21 protein-coding genes and 2 pseudogenes are annotated in these 22,582 nt (G+C 64.5%); 22 read left to right on the forward strand and 1 reads right to left on the reverse strand.

Going from position 1 to position 22,582, the window contains the following annotated elements; translation table 11 throughout:
- The first annotated feature begins 24 nt into the window (after window positions 1-24).
- On the forward strand, window positions 25-1,380 hold the full coding sequence (locus KFB96_RS02220) for an N-acetylmuramoyl-L-alanine amidase (protein WP_366931513.1): 1,356 nt from the start codon (window positions 25-27) through the stop codon (window positions 1,378-1,380).
- A gap of 157 nt (window positions 1,381-1,537) precedes the next feature.
- Here the strand turns inward: KFB96_RS02220 and KFB96_RS26265 are convergent.
- Window positions 1,538-1,675, reverse strand: a pseudogene (locus tag KFB96_RS26265) (cytosine methyltransferase); the annotation flags it as partial.
- Between the two features lie 9 nt (window positions 1,676-1,684).
- Here KFB96_RS26265 and KFB96_RS02225 point away from each other — a divergent pair.
- From KFB96_RS02225 to fabF, 21 genes and pseudogenes are all read left to right on the forward strand, one after another.
- Window positions 1,685-1,831: pseudogene (locus KFB96_RS02225) on the forward strand (transposase); the annotation flags it as partial.
- A gap of 259 nt (window positions 1,832-2,090) precedes the next feature.
- Window positions 2,091-3,932: a DNA mismatch repair endonuclease MutL gene (gene mutL, locus KFB96_RS02230; RefSeq protein ID WP_213458757.1), complete on the forward strand. Its 1,842-nt coding sequence runs from the start codon at window positions 2,091-2,093 to the stop codon at window positions 3,930-3,932.
- Between the two features lie 92 nt (window positions 3,933-4,024).
- Window positions 4,025-4,948 carry a tRNA (adenosine(37)-N6)-dimethylallyltransferase MiaA gene (gene miaA / locus KFB96_RS02235; protein WP_213459823.1) on the forward strand — a complete coding sequence of 308 codons (924 nt, stop codon included), beginning with the start codon at window positions 4,025-4,027 and terminating at the stop codon, window positions 4,946-4,948.
- A 595-nt stretch (window positions 4,949-5,543) separates the two neighbouring features.
- Complete coding sequence (gene hfq / locus KFB96_RS02240; protein ID WP_213458758.1) at window positions 5,544-5,795, forward strand: RNA chaperone Hfq; 252 nt, start codon at window positions 5,544-5,546, stop codon at window positions 5,793-5,795.
- A gap of 59 nt (window positions 5,796-5,854) precedes the next feature.
- Window positions 5,855-7,141 carry a ribosome rescue GTPase HflX gene (hflX, locus tag KFB96_RS02245; protein WP_213458759.1) on the forward strand — a complete coding sequence of 429 codons (1,287 nt, stop codon included), beginning with the start codon at window positions 5,855-5,857 and terminating at the stop codon, window positions 7,139-7,141.
- Between the two features lie 275 nt (window positions 7,142-7,416).
- Window positions 7,417-8,589 (forward strand): FtsH protease activity modulator HflK, encoded by a 1,173-nt coding sequence (hflK, locus tag KFB96_RS02250; RefSeq protein WP_213458760.1) that lies wholly within the window; start codon window positions 7,417-7,419, stop codon window positions 8,587-8,589.
- Window positions 8,589-9,458 (forward strand): protease modulator HflC, encoded by an 870-nt coding sequence (gene hflC / locus KFB96_RS02255; RefSeq protein WP_213458761.1) that lies wholly within the window; start codon window positions 8,589-8,591, stop codon window positions 9,456-9,458. Before hflK ends, hflC begins: the two co-directional genes overlap by 1 nt.
- A gap of 239 nt (window positions 9,459-9,697) precedes the next feature.
- Complete coding sequence (locus KFB96_RS02260) at window positions 9,698-9,880, forward strand: DUF2065 domain-containing protein (protein ID WP_300971774.1); 183 nt, start codon at window positions 9,698-9,700, stop codon at window positions 9,878-9,880.
- Between the two features lie 211 nt (window positions 9,881-10,091).
- A complete protein-coding gene (locus tag KFB96_RS02265; protein ID WP_213458763.1) occupies window positions 10,092-11,276 on the forward strand; it encodes an ATP phosphoribosyltransferase regulatory subunit in 1,185 nt (394 codons plus the stop codon).
- Between the two features lie 10 nt (window positions 11,277-11,286).
- Window positions 11,287-12,582 carry an adenylosuccinate synthase gene (locus KFB96_RS02270; protein ID WP_213458764.1) on the forward strand — a complete coding sequence of 432 codons (1,296 nt, stop codon included), beginning with the start codon at window positions 11,287-11,289 and terminating at the stop codon, window positions 12,580-12,582.
- Between the two features lie 15 nt (window positions 12,583-12,597).
- Window positions 12,598-12,858, forward strand: a complete 261-nt coding sequence (locus KFB96_RS02275; RefSeq protein ID WP_213458765.1) for an OadG family protein — start codon at window positions 12,598-12,600, stop codon at window positions 12,856-12,858.
- A 185-nt stretch (window positions 12,859-13,043) separates the two neighbouring features.
- Window positions 13,044-14,831, forward strand: a complete 1,788-nt coding sequence (gene oadA / locus KFB96_RS02280) for a sodium-extruding oxaloacetate decarboxylase subunit alpha (RefSeq protein WP_213458766.1) — start codon at window positions 13,044-13,046, stop codon at window positions 14,829-14,831.
- Window positions 14,832-14,836: 5 nt separating this feature from the next.
- Window positions 14,837-15,970, forward strand: a complete 1,134-nt coding sequence (locus KFB96_RS02285; protein WP_213458767.1) for a sodium ion-translocating decarboxylase subunit beta — start codon at window positions 14,837-14,839, stop codon at window positions 15,968-15,970.
- A gap of 258 nt (window positions 15,971-16,228) precedes the next feature.
- Window positions 16,229-16,732, forward strand: a complete 504-nt coding sequence (locus KFB96_RS02290) for a DUF177 domain-containing protein (RefSeq protein WP_213501696.1) — start codon at window positions 16,229-16,231, stop codon at window positions 16,730-16,732.
- A 138-nt stretch (window positions 16,733-16,870) separates the two neighbouring features.
- On the forward strand, window positions 16,871-17,047 hold the full coding sequence (gene rpmF / locus KFB96_RS02295) for a 50S ribosomal protein L32 (RefSeq protein ID WP_007194663.1): 177 nt from the start codon (window positions 16,871-16,873) through the stop codon (window positions 17,045-17,047).
- A 65-nt stretch (window positions 17,048-17,112) separates the two neighbouring features.
- On the forward strand, window positions 17,113-18,141 hold the full coding sequence (plsX, locus tag KFB96_RS02300; protein WP_213458769.1) for a phosphate acyltransferase PlsX: 1,029 nt from the start codon (window positions 17,113-17,115) through the stop codon (window positions 18,139-18,141).
- Window positions 18,141-19,097 carry a beta-ketoacyl-ACP synthase III gene (locus tag KFB96_RS02305; protein ID WP_300971239.1) on the forward strand — a complete coding sequence of 319 codons (957 nt, stop codon included), beginning with the start codon at window positions 18,141-18,143 and terminating at the stop codon, window positions 19,095-19,097. Before plsX ends, KFB96_RS02305 begins: the two co-directional genes overlap by 1 nt.
- Window positions 19,098-19,156: 59 nt before the next feature.
- A complete protein-coding gene (gene fabD / locus KFB96_RS02310; protein ID WP_213458770.1) occupies window positions 19,157-20,107 on the forward strand; it encodes an ACP S-malonyltransferase in 951 nt (316 codons plus the stop codon).
- Window positions 20,094-20,834 (forward strand): 3-oxoacyl-ACP reductase FabG, encoded by a 741-nt coding sequence (fabG, locus tag KFB96_RS02315; RefSeq protein ID WP_213458771.1) that lies wholly within the window; start codon window positions 20,094-20,096, stop codon window positions 20,832-20,834. Before fabD ends, fabG begins: the two co-directional genes overlap by 14 nt.
- 153 nt (window positions 20,835-20,987) lie before the next feature.
- A complete protein-coding gene (gene acpP, locus KFB96_RS02320; protein WP_007194668.1) occupies window positions 20,988-21,224 on the forward strand; it encodes an acyl carrier protein in 237 nt (78 codons plus the stop codon).
- A gap of 114 nt (window positions 21,225-21,338) precedes the next feature.
- A complete protein-coding gene (fabF, locus tag KFB96_RS02325) occupies window positions 21,339-22,577 on the forward strand; it encodes a beta-ketoacyl-ACP synthase II (protein WP_213458772.1) in 1,239 nt (412 codons plus the stop codon).
- The last annotated feature ends 5 nt before the right edge of the window (window positions 22,578-22,582 follow it).

Below are 22,582 nucleotides of genomic sequence, written 5' to 3' on the forward strand. Positions count from 1 at the left end.
GGGAGCAACCGGAAGGCCGTGCTCGTGAATAGGCTGATCTCGCCGCTGCTTCTCCTCTTGCTTACGGTTGCGGCGCAGTGCGTCTGCGCGGAGCAGGCGTCGGTGCAGGGTACGCGGGTCTGGACGGATCCGGAAAAGACCCGGTTGGTCTTCGAGACCTCCGTGGCGATCACACACCGGATCTTTCCGCTGGACGAGCCCGATCGTCTCGTCATCGACCTCGACGATGCAACCATGCAGAGCAATCTGCCGAAGGTCGATCTCGGGGATACCGTCCTGATCGGCCTGCGTGGCGGGGTGCGGGGCGGATCGCACCTGCGTATCGTCCTGGATCTCAAACAGCCGGTCCGGGCCAAGAGTTTTGCGCTGAGCCCGAACGAGCGCTATGGACATCGGCTGGTCATCGATCTGACGCCGAAGGACGGTTCGAGCGTCCGGCGTGTCGCGCTTCCCTCGTTCCCGAGCTCGGCCGTTCGCAAAGGGGACACGCGGCGCGGTCGCGGTCCTGCGATCATCGTCGCCATCGACGCCGGTCACGGCGGCGAGGATCCCGGTGCCATCGGCGCGGGAGGAACCCTGGAGAAGGACGTCAACCTTGCGGTCGCACGCGAGCTCGCCAAGCTCATCAACCGCGAGCCGGGTCTCGAGGCGCTGATGATCCGCGACGGCGACTACTATGTCGGGTTGCGGGATCGCATCGCGATCGCGCGCGAGGGACGGGCCGATCTCTTCGTTTCGATCCATGCCGACGCCTTCGCCAACGCGAAAGCCAAAGGCTCTTCGGTCTACACCATTTCCCACGGCGGGGCGAGCAGCGATGCGGCGAAATGGCTGGCGAATCGGGAGAACAGTGCGGATCAGATCGGCGGCGTCGATTTCTCGACCGGCGACGATCTTCTGGCAAACGTGCTCATGGACATGACGCAGAATGCGACCCTGGAGCACAGCACCGAGGCCGCAGCCATGGTCCTCGCCAATCTCGGTCGCGTGGGGGTGGTCCATCGCGGTGATGTCCAGCGGGCGGGGTTCGCCGTTCTCAGGGCGCCGGATGTGCCCTCGATCCTGGTCGAGACGGCCTTTATCAGCAACCCCGACGACGAGAAGCGGCTGCGCGATCGGGGTCATCAGCGGGAGCTCGCCGAGGCGATCGTGGCCGGCGTGCTGGGATACTTTCGCAAGTATCCACCCCGCGGGATGCTCGTCGATGCCTCCCCGCAGGGCGGCGGAGGCGCGCGTGAATACGTCATCGGTCCGGGCGATACCCTCTCCGGGATCGCCAAACGGCACAGCGTGAGCATCTCCGCCCTGCGCGCCCGCAACGGTCTGAACGACGACATGATCCGGGTCGGGCAGGTGTTGGCGATTCCGGAGGATTCTTGACATCCTCGCCGCCCTGAAGGACGGCGATTCCTACGGCGCTACACGCAAGAAAGCTCGCGAATAGTCGCTTCGGCGGGTTCCTGGGCCGACGCTCCTGAGTCTGCCTGTTCTCCTTGGCGATATGCCCGCAGCACGGACAGGTCCGGCTGGTGTTCTGTGGGGGCACCGCGACCAGGTGCCCGCCACTCCACGCCGTCTTGTAGTCCAGTTGCCGGCGAAACTCGAACCAACCCTGGTCGAGAATGGCTTTGTTCAGGCCGGACTTGGCCCGAACGTTGGTGCCCGGCGCTTCCACCGTCCCGGCCGCCTACTGCGCCAAGAGCGCCAGGACATTCAGCAGCGTTACTGGAAAGGCGTCCTCTGGTCGCCCTCCTACTTCGCCGCCTCCTGCGGCGGTGCCCCGATTTCCATCGTGCGCCAGTACATCGAACAGCAACAGACTCCCACCTGAACAGATGCCGGACGGGTCCACCGTCCGGCGCTATCCATCCCCGCCCTGAACGACGGGGCTTTTCGCGCAAGACGGGTCAGTCGGGAACCGCCGCCCGCGGCCTGTAGGCTGTGCCGAGCCATGCGAGGCACAAGGAACCGTCGGCGCAAGTTGTGCTTCCTGTCGTCAGCACAACCTTCGGCTGGTAGCAACGCCGCAGGCCGCAGGCCGCAGGAAGCCCGCCCTTGCCCGCGCCCCGCTCTTCTGTTTCCATCCGCGCATGTCTAAACCGATCCGTATCCTCTCCAGTCATCTCGTCAATCAGATCGCCGCGGGCGAGGTCGTCGAGCGCCCGGCCTCGGTTGCCAAGGAGCTGATCGAGAACAGTCTCGACGCCGGGTGCACGCGCGTGGAGATCGACGTGGAGCGCGGCGGCATCAAGCGGCTGCGCGTGCGCGACGACGGGCGCGGCATCCCGCCGGATGAGCTGGTGTTGGCGCTCTCGCGTCATGCCACCAGCAAGGTCGCCGATTTGAGCGATCTGGAGGCGGTCTCGACCCTGGGGTTCCGCGGCGAGGCATTGCCGAGCATCGCCTCGGTGAGCCGGCTGCGTTTGATCTCGCGCAGCCGTGACGAGCCGACGGCCCTGGAGGTCACGGTCGGCAGCGATGGCACCTTGGACGAGCCGCGTCCGGCGGCGCATCCGCCGGGGACCAGCGTGGATGTCCAGGATCTCTTCTACAACACCCCTGCGCGCCGTAAGTTTCTGCGCACCGAGAAGACCGAGCTCGGTCATCTGGAACAGGTGGTGCGGCGCATCGCCTTGGCGCGGCCGGACATCGCCTTTCAGCTGCGTCACAACGGCAGAACGCTCTACGACCTGCCGGCCGCGGCCGACGCTGCGGGGCAGCGCGCCCGTCTGGAGACCTTGCTCGGAAGCGCCTTCGCCGAGCAGGCCTTGACCTTGGACGAGGAGGCCGTGGATCTGCGCCTGTGGGGTTGGGTGGTGCGTCCGGCGTTCTCCCGCAGTCAGGCCGATCAGCAGTTCTTCTACGTCAACGGCCGCATGGTGCGCGACAAGCTGGTGAGTCACGCGGTGCGTCAGGCCTTCAGCGACCTGCTCCATCACGGGCGGCATCCCGCCTATCTGTTGTTCCTGGAGCTGCCCGCGCGAACGGTCGACTGCAATGTCCATCCGTCCAAGCACGAGGTGCGCTTCCGGGAAGGTCGGCAGGTGCACGACTTCATCTTTCGGGTGCTTCAGCGGCGTCTCTCGGCCGGGGTGCTCGGCGAGCCGGAGCCGGAAATCGAAATCGCGCGCGCATTTATGCCGGGTCGGGTACCGCGTGCCGGGGACGAGCCGGTGGCCCGTCTCGGGGGCGCTCCGGGACCCACACTGCATCTGCCGCTGGGCGTCGGCGACGGGCGCGGCGGTTACGCCGAGCGTCTGCGTGCCGATCTGGCGTTTCAGCAACCACCGCCCGCGGGGGCCGCTATCGACGGCGCGGCGGACGGCGCAAATCCCGACGACGGCGAGGCACACCCGCTCGGTTACGCCCTCGCACAGATCAACGGGGTCTATCTCTTGGCCCAGACCCCCGACGGCCTGATCATCGTGGACATCCATGCAGCCCACGAGCGGATCGGCTACGAGCGGCTGAAGACGAGCTGGCGCTCCGGCGCCGTGATTCGCCAGCCGCTGCTGGTCCCGGTGCCCGTCTCGGTGGCCCCGCGCGAGGCCGAGCTGATCGCATCCCGGGCCGATGACCTGGCCGCGCTGGGCCTGGTCATCGACCGCATCGATGCCGGCACCTTGGTGGTGCGGGAGGTTCCGGCACTGCTGCGACAGGCCGATCACGAAGGCTTGGTGCGCGATCTCCTCTCGGATCTCGCCGTCCACGGCAGCAGCGCCCGACTCGACGAGGCCGTCAACGCGGTCCTTTCCACCATGGCCTGTCATGGTGCCGTGCGGGCCAATCGACGCCTGACCCTGGAGGAGATGAACGGATTGCTTCGCGACATGGAGCGTGCCGAGCGGATCGACCAATGCAATCACGGCCGTCCGACCTGGATCCGCGTGGGTTACGACGAGCTCGATCGCTGGTTTTCGCGCGGGCGCTGAGCCGGGATACCCATGTGACCGATACGCTCGAAGGATCCGTGCAGGCGCAGTCGAGCGACGCGTCCGGGCAACGTCCCCTCGCCATCCTGCTCATGGGTCCGACCGCATCCGGCAAGACGGATCTGGCCGTCGAGCTGGTGCAGCGCCTGCCGTGCGAGATCATCAGTGTCGATTCGGCGATGGTGTACCGCGGCATGGACATCGGCACGGCCAAGCCGACACCCGATGTGCTGGCCCGTGCGCCGCATCGATTGATCGATATCCTGGACCCCGCCGAGGCCTATTCGACCGCGCGCTTCCGTGAAGACGCACTCGCGGCGATGACGCAGATCAGCGCGCACGGCCGAATCCCGCTCTTGGTCGGCGGTACCATGCTCTATTTCAAGGCGCTGCAACAGGGCCTGGCCAGCCTGCCGAGCGCGGATCCGTTGCTCCGCCAAGCCCTGTCCGACGAAGCTGCCGTGATCGGCTGGTCCGCGATGCATGCGCGACTGGCGCGACTGGACCCGCAGGCGGCGGCGCGGATCCACCCCAACGATCCGCAGCGTATTCAGCGTGCGTTGGAGATTCATGCCCTGACGGGCCGGTCGATGAGCGCGCTGATCGCCTCTGCCGCCGCGAGCGCCGATCTGCCGTATCGTCTCCTCAAATTGGTGCGCGCCCCGGCGGATCGCCAAACGCTGCGCGAGCGCATCGCCCGGCGCTTCCGCGCGATGCTCGCACAGGGCCTCGTCGAGGAGGTCGCTGGTCTGCGGGAGCGCGGCGATCTTACCGCGGACCTGCCGTCGATGCGCTCGGTCGGGTATCGCCAGGTCTGGAGTTATCTCGACGGCGCGCTCGATGCCGAGGAGATGTGTCTGAAAGGCATCGTCGCTTCCAGACAACTCGCCAAGCGTCAGCTCACCTGGCTGCGTGCCGAGTCGGCGACCCATTGGCTCGCCGACGAGCCCGATCCGCTCGAGGCGGCGCGGCGTCTGATCGGGGTGGCCCGATCGACGGCGCTTCACCCGCGCTGAGGCGCAATGCGGCCGCGTCCTTTCGGTGCGAACGTATTGAACGCGCGGCACGTTCCGGTGTCTTCTTGCCCGGCGATCCGGCTCAGGCCCGTGATGCGTGGCACTCTATTTGCTAAATGTTGCCTCTAGCGAAGCCCGTGTGTTGCGGCGACCACACCGATTCCCTTTGTTGTTTCGGCACCGATCGGGCGAGTGCCTTGCACTATGGCCAAAGCGCCGCGTTTCGACGACACTAAACCGCGTCCAGGGCGACATGCGTCGTTTTCATTGTGCGTTTGGCTTCGGAGACATCCTCGATCCCGGTGAGACGCGGTTTGGAATTTGATGTTTTTTAATACTTTAAACCGCGCCAACTCCAACAGTCGTCGGAGCCGGCACGGCCAAACCAGTCCAACACATGACGCATACCGCACCGGGCGCGGTTTAAACGAGGCTTTTTCGGCGGGTATGCCTGTCCCGGCTGCTGTCCCGTCTGCTCCACCCCGGCTTGATTGGCAGCGATCACAGCCAAAACTTTTTGCCGGGCAACACTTGTCGACCTCAACAATCGGGCGACCACAACAATCGGGCGACCACAACAATAAGGAGTTACTCCATGTCCAAAGGCCAAAGCCTCCAAGACCCTTTTCTGAACGCCCTGAGAAAGGAACGCGTCCCCGTGTCCATCTTTCTGGTCAACGGGATCAAACTGCAGGGCCAGATCGAATCCTTCGATCAGTTCGTCGTGTTGTTGAAAAACAACGTCAGCCAGATGATTTACAAGCATGCGATATCGACCGTCGTACCTGCAAGAAACGTCAAGCTCCCACCGGTCGAAGGGGCGCTGCCTGAGCCGGGCAACACATGACCGGGAGACGGCCGTAATCGGCCCGCGCACGGACGTTCGTCGCCGCGAAGGAGGTTGCCGTGTTTGAGCGCCCGAGCGCCGGCGAGCGCGCTGTTTTGGTGCACCTGGACATCGGCTCGAGCGCCGAACCCGACGAGCGCGAGGAGTTTCGGCGCCTGGCGGTTGCCGCGGGCGCGGAGATCGTCGGCACCCTGGGCGGCTCGCGCTCGACACCCGATCCGAAGCTCTTTATCGGAACCGGTAAGTGCGACGAGCTGATCGCACTGGTTGCGGGCACCGAAGCGGAGCTGGTGATCTTCAACCATCCGCTCTCGCCCGGCCAGGAGCGCAATCTCGAGCGCTTGGTCAAATGCCGCGTCGTGGATCGCTCGGGTCTGATTCTCGACATCTTCGCGCAGCGTGCGCGCTCCTTCGAGGGCAAGCTGCAGGTCGAGCTTGCTCAGCTCAAGCACATGTCGACCCGGCTGGTGCGCGGATGGACCCACTTGGAGCGTCAAAAGGGCGGTATCGGCCTGCGCGGACCCGGCGAAACCCAGCTCGAGACCGACCGTCGGCTCATCTCCAAGCGGATGACCGTGCTTGATCGGCGCCTGGACCGCATCCAGGTCCAGCGTGCTCAAGGGCGCAAGGCACGCGACAAGGCCGAGCTGACGGTGCTCTCGCTCGTGGGCTACACCAACGCGGGCAAGTCCACTCTCTTCAACCGCTTGACCGAGGCCGGCGTCTTTCAGGCCGATCAACTCTTCGCGACCTTGGACCCGACCTTGCGCCGTCTGACACTTCCCGATGGCGGTCGGGTGCTCGTGGCCGACACGGTCGGCTTCGTCGGTCGGCTTCCGCATGAACTGGTGGCGGCGTTCCGCTCGACGCTCGAGGAGACGCGCAACGCCGCGCTGTTGCTCCATGTCGTGGAGGCATCGGCGCCGCATCGGTCCCGTCTCGCGGCCGATGTGGAGCAGGTGCTTGCCGAGATCGGCAGCGACGATATCCCGCGTCTGGAGGTCTACAACAAGGTCGATCTGCTGCCCGACGAGTCGCCGCGAATCGAGCGGGACGCGGCTGGTTTGCCGAGCCGCGTTTGGCTGTCCGCGCAGACGGGCGCCGGTGTCGATCTGCTGTTGCAGGCGATCTCCGAGTGGCTGGGGCGCGATCGGATTCGCTGCTCGCTGGATCTCGAGCCGGATGAAGGGCGCCTGCGCGCTTGGTTGTTCGAGCATGCGCAGATCATCGCCGACGTGCCCAAACCGGCCGGCGGATGGTCGATGGATCTCATCATCGGGCGACCTGATCGGGAGCGTCTTGCGGCCAGGAACGCGCGCTTTTCGGAGGACAAAGAGGGTGTTTGAGGGTCGCACCGGAGATGCCCGCGGTGCTCGTTTCGACCCGCGTGATCGCTCTGCGCCGTTTGCACTCGGCCCTGTCGTTCACCTAGACTCAGCAGTCTGTCGTATCTTTGCTTGATATCCTCGCGCTTCGTCGGCACTCTGAAGAAGTCATCCGAGGGCTCGAGCGTCCGGAACGCGCAGCGACCATCGTGCGCGCCCTTCTCGCAATCCGCACATCGGGTGCGGAAGCGCCTCTCAACCCAACATAACAGTCGAATTCGACAGACGGAGAAGCTATGGCCTGGAACGAGCCAGGTGGCGGTAACAAAGACCCTTGGAGCGGCAAGGGCGGCGGCGAGCAGGGTCCTCCCGACCTCGACGAGGTCGTGCGAAAGCTTCAGGAGCGACTCGGCGGACTGTTCGGCGGCAACAAGCCCTCCGGGGGCGGCGCCTCCGGCGGGGGCGGGGGTTTCAATCTGCCGGGCGGGGATTTCAGCTCGCGGGCCATCGGAATCATTGCCGGTATCCTGCTGGTCGTCTGGCTGGCGACCGGCATCTATATTGTCGAGCCTGCCGAGCGAGGCGTCGTGACGCGCTTCGGTGCCTATGTCGACACCACCGGCCCGGGTCCTCATTGGCACGTCCCCTGGCCATTCGAGACGGTCGTCAAGGTCAATGTCGACGAGATTTCGACCTTCAGCCACTCCGCCTCGATGTTGACCCAGGACGAGAATATCGTCGATGTGGAGCTGACCGTGCAATCGCGCATCCAAGATGCGGCGGATTACCTGTTTCAGGTTGCCAATCCGGATCAGACCCTGCGCGACGCAACCGTCACGGTGGTGCGCGTGACCGTCGGCGGAAGCAAACTCGACTTCGTGATGACGGAAGGGCGCGGCGCCGTGGCCGTCACCATTCAGGAACGCGTTCAAGCGCTGATGGACCAGTATCGGAGCGGCCTTCTGGTCACGTCCGTGAACATGCAGCCGGCAAAACCGCCGGAGCAAGTCAAGGCTGCCTTCGACGACGCCATCAAGGCACGTGAGGACAAAGAGCGGTTGGAGAATCAGGCCGAGGCTTACGCCAACGAAGTCCTTCCGCAGGCACGCGGCGAGGCGGCCCGAATCATCGCCGATGCGCGCGCCTATCGCGATCAGGTTATCGCCAGGTCCGAGGGTGAGACAGCGCGCTTTACGGCGATCCTGACCGAGTACCTCATGGCTCCGGAGGTCACGCGACAGCGCCTTTACTTGGAAACGATGGAGCAGGTCTTGGGTGATAGCAACAAGGTCATCATCGACGTGGAGGATGGCGGAAACAGCCTCCTCTACCTCCCGCTCGACCAACTCATGAAGCAGCGCCCGGCTGGGGCGGCCCTTGAAAAGCCCGACGCATCGTCCCCCGCCGTTGCATCGGAAGCGGTGGATCGCCCGCAGCGCTCGGTCGATCGTGATCGGAGGGTGCGGTAATGAATAAACTGAAAACCTTCCTGCCGCTGGGCCTGGTCGGTCTCGTGATCGCGATCTACGCCTTCACCTTTGTGGTGCAGCAGTACGAGGTGGCGATCAAGCTTCGGCTCGGTCAGATCGTCGGTGACGACTATCGACCCGGTCTGCACTTCAAGGTGCCGGTCCTCAACAACATCAAGGTGTTCGATCGACGTATCCAGACGATGGATGCCCGCCCGGAGCGGTTCCTGACGGTCGAGAAAAAGGACGTGATCGTCGACTCCTACACCAAGTGGCGCATCTCCAACCCCGCGCAGTTCTTCCGCTCGACCGGCGGCAACGTGGCACGAACCTCACGCCTCTTGTCGGAGCGCGTCAATACGAGTCTGCGCAACGAGTTCGGCAAACGCACGATCCAAGAAGTCGTCTCGGACGATCGTCTTGCGCTGATGGCCTTGTTGACCAAAGAGGTGAACGAGAATGCTCAGGATCTCGGGATCGAGGTCGTCGACGTGCGCGTGAAGAAGATCGACCTGCCGCCCGAGGTCAGCGAATCGGTCTACTCGCGGATGCGTGCCGAGCGTGAGCGGGTCGCCCGGGATCTGCGGGCGCAGGGCGGCGAGGCCGCCGAGCGTATCCGCGCCGATGCGGATCGTCAGCGAACCGTCATCGTGGCCGAAGCCTTTCGTGAGTCGGAGGAGACGCGGGGCGAGGGTGACGCGCGAGCGTCGCAGATCTTCGCCAACGCCTTCAACCAGGATCGCGAGTTCTACGCCTTCTTCCGCAGTTTGAGCGCGTACCGATCGTCACTCGGGCAGGAGCGCGACGTGATGGTTTTGGAACCGGACTCGGATTTCTTCCGGTTCTTCCGCGACCCGAACGGGAAATGATCCAAGGTTTTCGGATCTGATCGAACGCCTCGGCTTCACCAAACGCCTCGGATTTCCGAGGCGTTTTTGTGTGGGCGCTTGTAAAGTTTCCAGTAGATCCGCGCGACGTCGATCGGAGCGCCGGCACGCGACTCGCGTTGGACAAATGCGCCGTCGTCTGAAAAGATGCCCGCCTTTGGCCGATGTGCACCTTCAAGGCGCACTCGGATCCGAATCGGGTGTTTCGGAGTCACGTGTTGCTGCATGATGTCTTGGTCGCGGTTGCGCTCGTGCTGGTCATCGAAGGCATTTGGCCTTTTCTGAGTCCGGACGGGTTTCGACGTGTTCTCTTGCTCATCGCCGCCGAGGACAAACGCGCACTGCGGATTGCCGGTCTGGCCAGCATGCTCTCCGGCGTCGGCTTGCTGTATCTGGTCAACTGACGCCCCCCCTCCGAGGTGCGTCGATCGTTGATCGTTGACCGTTGACCGAAGAAATAACGTGTCCGAAACGAGTTGAGCACCGAATCAAATCGTTGTCGTTGTCGTTGTCGTAATCGAGAACGACAACGACAACGAGAGCCGTGGCAAGGGTATTCTCTCGTCGGGTTGTTTTGCTGATTTCTGAACCGTTCCAACCGGGGCTACTGAACGCATGAACGAGGAACGCTGGCTGCTGCCGGCCGGGATCGACGAGGTGCTGCCTGCGCAGGCGCGGGTCATGGAGACGCTGCGGCGCGAGCTGTTGGATCTCTACGCGAGCTGGGGCTACGAGCTCGTCATTCCGCCCTTCATCGACTACCTGGAATCCCTCCTGACCGGAACCGGCCAGGATCTCGACCTTCAGACCTTCAAGCTGACCGACCAGCTCAGCGGACGCCTGCTCGGGGTGCGCGCCGATATGACCCCGCAGGTTGCCCGGATCGATGCTCACCATCTCAGACGCGACGCCCCGACGCGGCTGTGCTATCTCGGGACCGTCCTGCATACCCGCAGCGACGGATTCGCCGGCACGCGCAGCCCCTTGCAGATCGGCGCCGAGATTTACGGACACTCGGGGATCGAGAGCGATACCGAGATCCTGCGGCTGATCATGCTGACCTTGCGTGCCGCCGGGATTCGAGACACCTATCTGGACCTGGGACACGTCGGCATCTATCGCGGGCTCGCCAGGCAGGCCGACTTGTCGGCGGCCGGCGAGCACGCCCTGTTCGATGCGCTGCAGCGCAAGGCCGTGCCGGAGATCGAGGCACTGATCGCGCAGCTCGGCATCGGCGGGGCACCGGCGCGTATGTTGTCCGCCTTGGCGGAGCTCAACGGGGTCGATGCACTCGCGCGTGCCGAGACACTCCTGCGCGAGGCCGATCGCCCGGTACGCGAGGCGGTCGAGGACCTGCGCCGACTCGCCGACGAGCTCGGTCGCTGGCTCCCGGACGTTTCCATCCATTACGATCTGGCGGAACTGCGCGGTTACCGGTATAAGACGGGGGCGGTTTTTGCTGCCTTCGTTCCCGGCTGGGGTCTGGAGATCGCGCGCGGCGGGCGTTACGACGACATCGGGCGCGTCTTCGGCCGAGCACGTCCCGCCGTCGGGTTCAGTACGGATTTAAAAGAGCTGCTACGCCACGGGCAACGGTCAGACCCGAGCGACGCGGCAATCTACGCGCCCTGGTCGGCCGCGCCGGCATTGCAGGAGACGGTCGATCGACTCCGTGCCTCCGGGCGACGGGTCATCCATGCGCTGCCGGGGCTCGAGCTGGATCAGCGCGATCCGGACTGCCGGCAGGTGCTGGTCGAGCGTGACGGGCGTTGGGAACTAGACGATATCCTCGCGGAGTAGATGACTCAAGATGGGCAACAACGTCGTTGTAATCGGCACCCAATGGGGTGATGAAGGCAAAGGTAAGGTGGTGGACCTGCTCACCGACCGGGCTTCGGTCGTGGTGCGGTTTCAAGGGGGCCACAATGCCGGGCACACCCTGGTCATCGACGGTGTGAAGACCGTTCTGCATCTGGTCCCGTCCGGGGTGCTGCGCGATGGCGTGCGCTGCTTGATCGGTAACGGCGTGGTGCTCTCGCCCTCGGCGCTGCAGGAAGAGCTCGCCATGCTCGAAGCCTCCGGCGTGCCGGCGCGCGAGCGGCTCGGCATCAGTGCGGCCTGTCCGCTGATCCTGCCCTACCACATCGCGCTCGACCAAGCGCGCGAGCTGGCGCGCGGTGTGAAGGCGATCGGAACGACCGGCCGAGGCATCGGCCCGGCCTATGAAGACAAGACAGCGCGACGCGGTATCCGGCTCGGCGAGCTGCTCGACACCCGGCACTTCGAGGAGCGCCTGCGCGAGGTCATGGAGTATCACAACTTCATGCTCGAGCATTACTTCAAGGCTGACACGGTCGATTACGCTGCGGTCCTCGACGAGTTCCTGGGTCATGCCGAGGTGCTGCGTCCCTTGGTGATGGATGTACCCGGATATCTGCACAGCTGCCGTGCCGAAGGCAAAGACGTCTTGTTCGAGGGTGCCCAAGGGGCCTTGCTCGACATCGACCACGGCACCTATCCCTACGTCACCTCGTCCACGACGACCGCCGGCGGGGCGGCGAGCGGCAGCGGCGTCGGGCCGCGCGACCTGGATTATGTCCTCGGGATCGTGAAGGCCTACACCACGCGCGTGGGCGCCGGTCCCTTCCCGACCGAGCTGTTCGACGATGTGGGCGAGGTTCTGGGCAGGCGCGGCAACGAGTTCGGTGCAACCACCGGGCGCAAGCGTCGCTGCGGTTGGCTCGACATGGTCGCGCTCAAACGATCGCTCGCCATCAACAGCGTCACCGGCATCTGCATCACCAAGCTCGACGTGCTCGATGGTCTGGAGACCCTCAAGATCTGCACGAGCTATGTCGTCGACGGCGAGGAGGTCGAGACCCCGCCAGTCGGGTCCGACGCGTTCGAGCGGTGCGAGCCGCGCTACCTCGAGGTACCGGGTTGGTCGGAGTCCACGGTCGGCACGACCTCGTACGATGCGCTGCCCGCAGCGGCGCGTGCCTATCTGGAGACCATCGAGCAGCTGGGCGGGGTCCCGATCGACCTCGTCTCCACGGGTCCCGACCGGGTCGAGACCCTGGTCCGTCGTCACCCCTTCGATGTCTGATGCCTGCCTGACGCTATGGACACTGCCATCGCGGATCTGTTGATCGAGGGCCTCTGGCTGATGGCGATCGGCCTGAGCATCGTCTTCACTTTCCTCGTGACGCTGGTCGGCCTGCTTATGCTGATGTCGAAGGCGGTTGCACGCTGGGGCCCCGAGGAGCCGCTCCCGGCGACGACGGGAGGGGTCCATGCGATTGCGCCCCCGGAGGATGACGCGCGCTTGATCGCGGTTATCGGCTCGGCAATCCAAGTGCATCGACGACGCCACCGCCCTTGACACCGAGCCCTGTCATGCCGGGCTAGCGTCCTTGCGCTCGCTCCCCGTAGCCTGCCGATGTGCCCCGCTCCCGCTCGCGCACGACGTGCCTCCCCGTCTCGTAGGCACCTCGGCTTCGAGCAGAGGCGTCGATCGGCGCACGCTCCGCTGACCGAGCATCACCCAACCCCGAGATCGAGTCCCGCATGAAGCCATCCAACCGACTTGCGATCACCGATGTCGTCCTGCGCGACGCTCACCAGTCCCTGCTCGCGACCCGTCTGCGCATCGAGGACATGCTCCCCATCGCGCCTAAGCTGGACGAGGTCGGCTATTGGTCGATCGAGAGTTGGGGCGGGGCGACCTTCGATGCCTGTATCCGCTATCTCGGCGAAGACCCCTGGGAACGGCTGCGCCTGCTCAAGGCCGCGATGCCCAAAACGCCGCAGCAGATGTTGCTGCGCGGGCAAAACCTGCTCGGCTACCGACACTATGCCGACGATCTGGTCGAGACCTTCGTGGAGCGCGCCGCACTCAACGGGATCGACGTCTTTCGCATCTTCGATGCCATGAACGACGTGCGCAACCTCGAGACCTCGGTGAAGGCCGCCTTGACCACAGGCAAGCACGCTCAAGGCACCATGTCCTATACGGTCAGCCCGGTGCACGATCTGGAGTATTGGATCGACATGGGTCGTCGACTCGAGGACATGGGTTGCCATTCGATCTGCATCAAGGATATGGCCGGTCTGCTCAAACCCTATGTCGCCGAGGCCCTGGTCAGCCGCTTGAAGGCGACCTGCAGCGTCCCGATCGCCATGCATAGCCACGCCACGACCGGCATGAGTACCGGCACGATCCTGAAGGCGGCCGAGGCGGGCATCGACATGGTCGATACCTCCATCTCCTCGATGAGCATGACCTATGGCCATTCGCCGACGGAGTCGGTGGTCGCGATCCTGGAGGACACGGATCGCTCGACCGGGTTGAATCTCCTGCTGTTGGAAGAGATCGCGGCCTATTTCCGGGAGGTTCGCAAAAAATACGCCAAATTCGAGGGGGCGCTCAAGGGTGTGGACTCGCGCATCCTGGTCGCTCAGGTGCCCGGCGGCATGCTCACCAACATGGAGAACCAGCTCCGCGAGCAACGGGCCACCGACCGGCTCGACGCGGTGCTTGCCGAGATCCCGCGCGTGCGCGAGGACCTGGGATTCCTGCCCTTGGTGACGCCGACCTCCCAGATCGTCGGCAGCCAGGCCGTGCTCAACGTCCTGATGGGCGAGCGCTACAAGAGCATCACCAACGAGACCGCCGGTGTCCTCAAGGGCGAGTACGGTGCGACCCCGGCCCCGGTGAGCGTCGAGCTTCAACAGCGCGTGCTGGCCGAAGGCGAGATGCCGATTACCTGCCGTCCGGCCGACAATCTCATGCCCGAGCTCGATGTGCTCACCGCGGAGCTGCAGCGTCTGGCCGAGGAACGCTCCATCAGGCTTGCCTCGGATGTCGTGGACGATGTGCTGACCTATGCCCTGTTTCCCCAAGTCGGGCTCAAGTTCCTGGAAAATCGCGGGAATTCGAGTGCCTTCGAGCCGCCGCCGTGGAATGAGCCGGTCCGCCCGGCGGTCGTCGAGACCGCTCCGGCGCCGGTTGCGGTCGCCGCTGTCGCCGAGCGCTATCGGGTGGAGGTCGACGGCCGCAGCTATCAGGTCGTGGTCTCTGCGGAAGGCGCGGTCGAGCAGCTCGCCGCCGTGACGAACGCCGCTTTGCCGCCCCCCGTCGCCGGTCGGGACGTGCCGGCCCCGCTTGCCGGGACCGTCGTGGCGGTCAAGGTCAAACCGGGGCAGGTCATTGCCTCAGGGGAGCTGATCATGCTGATCGAGGCCATGAAGATGGAGACCGAGGTCCGCACGCCGGAAGCAGGCACCGTGCTTGCGGTCTCGGTGAAGGAGGGCGATAGCCTCCAAGTCGGCCAGACCCTGCTGACATTGGGCTGATCGGCATGGAGGCGCTGATCACCCTGTGGCAGTCCACCGGCATCGCCAACGTGACCTGGCGCGAGCTGCTCATGCTCCTGGTCGGGGGCGGCCTCATTTATCTGGCGATCGCCAAACGCTTCGAGCCGCTCCTGCTGCTGCCGATCGGCTTCGGTACGATCCTCGCGAACATCCCGGTTGCCGGGATGGCCGGGCCGGACGGAATGATCGGGATGATCTATCACGTCGGCGTCGAAACCGGGATCTTTCCCTTGTTGATCTTTCTCGGCGTCGGCGCGCTGACCGATTTCAGTGCCTTGATCGCCAGGCCGTCGACACTGATCCTCGGGGCTGCGGCGCAGTTCGGGATCTTCGCGACCCTCATCGGTGCACTTGCCCTGAACCTGCTGCCCGGGTTCGACTTCAGTCTGGCGGATGCCGCCGCCATCGGCATCATCGGCGGGGCGGACGGACCGACCGCCATCTTTCTGGCCTCGCGCCTCGCCCCCGACCTCCTCGGGGCGATCGCAGTCGCCGCCTATTCCTACATGGCGTTGGTGCCGATCATTCAACCGCCGATCATGCGTGCCTTGACGACCAAGGCAGAGCGCAGTGTCGTGATGGAGCAGCTGCGCCCCGTCTCGCGCCTGGAGCGGATCCTCTTCCCCCTCGTCGTGCTGTTTCTCTGTGCCCTGCTGTTGCCTTCGGCAGCTCCGCTGATCGGGATGCTCACCTTGGGGAATCTTCTGCGTGAAAGCGGCGTCGTGGAGCGCCTCAGTCGGGCGGCTCAGAACGAGATCATCAACGTCGTCACCATCCTGTTGGGTCTGGCGATCGGCTCCAAGCTCTCGGGCGAGCTTTTTCTCACCACGCAGACCCTGGGGATTTTAGTGCTCGGTGCCGTGGCCTTCAGCATCGGGACGGCCGCCGGCGTCATCATGGGCAAGATCATGTGTCGTCTCAGCGGATGGAAGGTGAACCCGTTGATCGGTGCCGCCGGTGTCTCGGCGGTCCCCATGGCCGCGCGGGTCGTGAACAAGGTCGGACTGGAGGAAAACCACCATAATTTCCTCTTGATGCACGCGATGGGTCCGAATGTTGCGGGCGTCATCGGCTCGGCGGTCGCCGCCGGCGTCCTGCTCGCCCTCGTGGGTCCCTAAACCGCGTCCGGAGCGACATGCGTCCGCACCGGGCGCGGTTTAGCGCTCGATCCGGCAGCCGGTCGTCCGCTTGCCCGCTCCGAGATCAGTCCGACTGCGTCCCGCCGATGCATCCTCGGGACGCGGTTTAGGTTGACGCTGCGAGTGTATTTGCGCTACTTTTGCGCGCTTATGTCGGGCGCACCTCTTGATCTAATCGACCCCTGGCGAGCCTGTCGCCGTGAGCTGGCCTTCAACGGCGATGTGTCGTTGAGCGCGATGCCGCGCCTTGCTGCCGCCCTGGAGGCTTCGGAGCGCGCCCCGACGGAGGCCGGTTCGGCAAACGCCCATACCGCGACCGCCGACTCGGCGCGCTATGAGCTGTTGTTCGCTCGGGATCGCGAGGGCCGGTGCCTCGTGACGGGGCGTGTGCTTGCGACCCTGAGGATGCGTTGCCAGCGTTGCCTCGACGCGTTCGAGGTTCCGGTGGACGCTCCGATCGCGCTGGCCCTGATCCGCCGGGACGAGGACGCGCTCGAGCTGCCCGAACATCTCGACCCTTGGATGGTCGTGGATGAGCGGCTCGATCCGATGGATGTCGTCGAGGACGAGCTGTTGTTGGCGGTCCCCGCGATCCCGCGCCATCCTCTCGGAGCCTGCACCGCAGGGCCGATCGAGGGTGAAGAGGCGGCAGCATCGGCAGGAGAGGGAGCCGCGGGATCGGATACGAAACGCCGGCCCTTCGATATTTTGGCGGCACTCAAACGACCGCCGCAGACATGAGCCCGCGGTAGGGGGCCTGGCATGCGCCAATAGCATGCGATGGTCGAACCGTCCGCGGCGCCCGACACGATTGATGGATTGGAAAACAGATCGCGCTCCCGCTCAAGCGGCGGACGCGCTTCATATCGGAGAGCTCAGATGGCCGTTCAACAAAATCGAAAAACCCCGTCCAAGCGCGGCATGCGTCGCTCCCATGACGCCTTGAGTAAGCCGACCTTGTCGGTGGATCCCACCAGCGGAGAGACGCATCTTCGCCACCACGTGACGCCGGACGGTTTCTACCGCGGCCGTAAGGTTCTGGATCGCTCTGAGTGACCGCACGCGGTCGCATTGGAGCAGCTCCAAAGCCAGCGCACATCCGCAGCTCGAACGTTCTAGGGATGGGATCTGTCTCGACAATCGCGCTCGACGCCATGGGCGGTGATCATGGTCCGGGTGTCGTGGTTGCGGCGGCGCTGCGTTTCATCGCAGCCTCCGAGCGCGTCGATTTAATCCTCGTCGGCGATGAGGCCAAGATCGCCGAGCATCTCGGCAACGCCGATCGCACGCGACTGAAGATTCGACCGACTACCCAGGAAGTCGGGATGGACGAGTCACCCTCCAAGGCGCTGAGAGGAAAGAAAGATTCCTCGATGCGCGTGGCCATCGACCTGGTGCAGAGCGGCGATGCCGACGCCTGTGTGAGCGCCGGCAACACCGGCGCGCTGATGGCAACCGCGCGTTTTGTCCTCAAGACCCTGCCGAGTGTCGATCGCCCGGCGATCATCACCGCCGTACCCTCTCTGCACGGGCATACCCACATGCTCGACTTGGGTGCGAACGTGGATTGCACGGCCGAGCATCTCTTTCAATTCGCGGTGATGGGCAGCGAGCTGGTAACCGCGGTCGAAGGTGTCGCTGCACCGCGTGTTGCGCTCCTGAACATCGGGCAGGAAGAGATCAAGGGCAACGAGCAGGTCAAGCAGGCCAACGAGCTGCTGTTGCGCAGCGGCTTGAATTATGTCGGCTACATCGAGGGCGACGGGATCTTTCTCGACGACATCGACGTGGTCGTGGCCGACGGATTCGTCGGGAACGTGGCCCTCAAATGCAGCGAGGGGGTGGCCAAGTTCGTCCGGCATTCCTTGAGCGCTCAGTTCAAGCGGACCTGGTTCACCCGACTGGCCGGCCTTGCCGCGATGCCGATTCTCAAGCAGTTCCGCCGCACGATGGACCCACGCCGCTACAACGGCGCCAGCCTTTTAGGCCTGCGCGGAATCGTGATCAAGAGCCACGGCGGGGCGGACGAGATCGCGTTCGAGAATGCGATCCACATCGCGCTGAAAGAGATCCACGCGAACATCCCCAAGCGGATCGGCGAGCAAGTCGGCCGGCATCTCGACAGCGAACAATACAAGGCGATTGCCTGATGATTTACGCGCGCATCCTGGGGACCGGGAGCCACCTCCCGGCCCGGACGGTGACGAATGCCGATCTCGAGGCGATCGTCGATACCACGGCAACCTGGATCTTCGAGCGCACCGGCATCGAGAAGCGCCATCTGGTTTCCGAGGGCGAGACCTGTTGCGATCTCGCCGAGGCAGCCGCCCGCCGAGCGCTCGATGCGGCCGGCCTCCAACCGTCCGATATCGACCTGATCATCGTCGCCACCACCACGCCGGACCAGTTTTTTCCGAGCACCGCCTGTCTTCTGCAGCAGCGCCTCGGCGTGCACGGCTGTCCGGCCTTCGATCTTCAGGCGGTCTGTACGGGATTCGTCTACGCCGTCGGGGTTGCCGACAAATTCATCCGAACCGGTGCCGCGAAACGGGCGCTGGTGGTCGGGGCCGAGACGCTTTCGCGCATCCTCAACTGGGAGGACCGCGGCACCTGCGTGCTCTTCGGAGACGGTGCGGGGGCGGTGGTCTTGGAGGCGGCGGACGAGCCGGGCATCATTTCCACGCATCTGCACGCCGACGGTGCCTACAAGGATCTGCTTCAGGTCCCGGGCGGCCTCGGCAATGGTCACCCCGATGCCCGATTCATGGAGATGAAGGGCAACGAGGTCTTCCGAGTCGCCGTGACCACGCTCGGACGTATCGTCGACGAGACCCTCGAGGCCGCCGGTCTGTCCAAGTCGGACATCGACTGGTTGATCCCGCACCAGGCGAATATCCGGATTATCCAGGCGACCGCGCGTAAGCTGGATCTGCCGATGGAACGTGTCGTGGTCACGGTGGCGGAGCACGGCAACACCTCCGCTGCATCCATTCCGCTGGCCTTCGATCAAGCGGTGCGCGACGGGCGTATTCAACGTGGCGAGCTCCTCTTGATGGAAGCCTTCGGAGGCGGATTCACCTGGGGTTCCGTCTTGGTGCGTTACTGATTGGTTCTTGCCGATCGGGTTGTTGCCGATCGGTTTTTGCTGGGTCGTTGCCGATACGGATGACACACATGATTGCCGCCTTTTTTCCCGGCCAAGGCTCCCAGTCGATCGGGATGCTCGACGTCCTCGCCGAGTCCTATCCGGATGTGCGCAGGACCTTCGATGAAGCCTCGGACGTCTTGGGTTTCGACCTTTGGCGTTTGGTCCACGAAGGCCCCAAGGAGGATCTCGATCTCACCCGGAATACGCAACCCGCCATGCTGAGCGCCGGTGTTGCGGTCTGGCGCGCCTGGCTGAAGGCCGGCGGGCCTCCCGCGGCCATGATGGCCGGTCACAGCCTGGGCGAGTATTCGGCCTTGGTGGCCGCCGGCGCGCTGAGCTTCGCCGACGGCGTGCGTTTGGCTGCGGAGCGTGCGCGCTTCATGCAGGAGGCGGTTCCGGCCGGAGAGGGTGCAATGGCGGCCGTGCTGGGTCTGACTGACCCCGAGGTCATTGCGCTCTGCGCGGAGCAGGCGCAAGGCGCCGTGCTCGAAGCCGTCAATTTCAACGCGCCCGGTCAGGTGGTGATCGCAGGCGATGCCGCCGCGGTGAGCCGTGCGATTGCTGCAGCGAAGGACGCCGGAGCGAAGCGCGCGCTGACCTTGCCGGTGAGTGTCCCTTCGCATTGCGCCTTGATGCGCCCCGCCGCGGATCGCCTCGCCGAGCGTTTGGCTGCAATCGAGATCCGAGTTCCGGAGATTGCGGTCCTGCACAACGCCAGCGTGCAGAGCGCCGCCGACAGCGCGGTGCTGCGCGATCAACTGGTCCAACAGCTCTATCGCCCGGTACGCTGGGTGGAGACGGTGCGTGCCGTCGCCGCCGAAGGTCTTCGTATCGCGATCGAGTGTGGTCCGGGCAAGGTGCTGACCGGTCTAAACAAACGAATCGACGACACTCTGACGACACTGCCGGTCTTCGACCCGAAGTCACTCGAAGCGGCACTGGAGGCGATAGCGAATGCTGAACGATGACATTGCGCTCGTAACGGGCGCATCGCGCGGGATCGGTCGGTCCATCGCGATGGCGTTGGCCGAGCAAGGTGCCGCCGTGGCGGGCACTGCAACGACGGCGGCCGGCGCGCGCTCGATCGAGGAGGCCCTGACCGCGGCCGGTTACCGGGGCATCGGGGTCGTGCTCGACGTCTCCGATCAAGCCTCGGTCGAGGCTGCCGTCGGGGAGATCACCGAGCGCCTCGGTGCGCCGGGGATCCTCGTGAACAATGCGGGCATTACACGCGACAACCTCCTGATGCGGATGAAGGACGAGGAGTGGGACTCGGTCATCGAGACCAACCTCAGCTCGCTGTACCGCGTCACCAAGGCCTGCCTGCGTGCGATGACGAAGGCGCGCAAAGGCCGGATCATCAACATCGCCTCCGTCGTGGGCGCCATGGGGAACGCCGGTCAAACCAACTACGCGGCCGCCAAGGCAGGCATGATGGGTTTCACCAAGGCGTTGGCTCGCGAGGTCGGTTCGCGCGCGATCACGGTCAACTGTGTCGCCCCCGGCTTCATCGACACCGATATGACCCGGACCTTGCCCGAGGCGCAACGCCAGGCCTTGATCGGCGGGATCCCCTTGGGGCGTCTCGGACAGCCCGAGGAGATTGCGGGCGCCGTGGTCTTTTTGGCATCCCCCGCAGCGGCTTACATCACCGGCGAGACCCTGCACGTGAACGGCGGCATGCACATGGCATGAAAGGCGTCTTCGTCGATATGATTAAGATCAACTAAATCAGATCCTTGTGCTTTTAGCCGAGGACTGATGCGGCTTTCATCGGCCGTCGATTGTCACTAGAATACCGCTTGGTCCAGCGAGGACCACCTTTATTCATCCGGAGGAATCAGTCCCATGAGCAGCGTTGAAGATCGAGTCCGCAAAATCGTTGTCGAGCAACTTGGCGTCAAGGAAGAGGAAGTGACCTCGGAGGCGTCCTTCGTCGACGATCTGGGCGCGGACTCACTCGACACGGTTGAGTTGGTCATGGCCCTCGAAGAAGAGTTCGAAACCGAGATCCCGGACGAGGACGCGGAGAAGATCACCACCGTCCAACAGGCCATCAACTACATCAACCAGCACCAAGCCTAGGCAGGTGTCGGCACCCGGGTCGGGTGCTCCGAGGCTCGAGGGCCGTCGGCCGCAGCTGGATGCCGGTGCGGCGGCGAGCGCCGAATATCGCGTTTCGAACGAAAGGGGTAGGCAATGTCAGGCAGAAGGGTAGTGGTCACCGGTTTGGGCCTCGTGGCGCCGGTCGGTTTGGACGTCAAGTCCTCCTGGGACAACATCCTCGCCGGCAAAAGCGGGATCAAACCCATCACCCACTTCGATATCGAGCCATTCAGCACCCGCTTCGGCGGCCCGATCTATGGCTTCGAGATCGGCGATTACATCGCTGAAAAAGAAGCCAAGAAAATGGATAAGTTTATCCACTACGGCATGGCTGCCGGCTGTCAAGCGATCGCCGACGCCGGGCTCGAGATCGATGATTCCAACTGTCGCCGCATCGGCGTGGCGATCGGTTCGGGGATCGGCGGGATCACGGGTATCGAGAACAACTACGAGGCTTATCGGACGAAGGGACCGCGCCGGATCTCGCCGTTCTTCGTGCCGGCCAACATCATCAACATGGTTGCCGGCAACCTCTCGATCAAGTTCGGGCTCAAGGGGCCGAACTACTCGATCGTTTCCGCGTGCAGCACGGCGACGCACAACATCGGCGAGGCGGCGATCATGATCCGCCACGGCTATGTGGACGTCATGATCGCGGGCGGCGCCGAGATGGCGACCTCGCCGGTCGGACTCGGCGGATTCGCCGCGGCCCGTGCACTCTCGACCCGCAACGACGCGCCGGAGGCCGCCAGCCGTCCGTTCGATCGCGATCGCGACGGTTTCGTCCTCAGCGACGGTGCAGGTGTCGTGGTGCTCGAGGAGTACGAGCGCGCCAAGGCGCGCGGTGCACCCATCTATGCCGAGCTGGTCGGCGTCGGCATGAACTCCGATGCCTATCACATGACCGCGCCGTCGGAGAACGGCGAAGGTGCCTGCGACTGCATGCTGCTCGCGCTCGCGGATGCCGGTCTCGACAAGGAGCAGGTGCACTACATCAACGCGCACGGTACCTCGACGCCGGCCGGCGATGTCGCCGAAACCATGGCGATCAAACGTGCGTTCGGCCAGCGCGCCTACGAGATCCCGATCAGCTCGACCAAATCCATGACCGGTCACATGTTGGGTGCTGCCGGGGGCGCCGAGGCGATCTTCACGATCCTCGCGCTGCGCGATCAGACCGCACCGCCGACCATCAACTACGAGACACCGGATCCGGATTGCGATCTCGATTACGTCCCCAATACCGCTCGAGAGATGCGCATCGATGTCGCATTGACCAACTCGTTCGGATTCGGCGGCACCAACGGCACCTTGGCCTTTCGTCGACTCTAAGGTCG

Source organism: Thiocapsa sp., from assembly GCF_018399035.1.
Taxonomy (GTDB): Bacteria; Pseudomonadota; Gammaproteobacteria; order Chromatiales; family Chromatiaceae; genus Thiocapsa.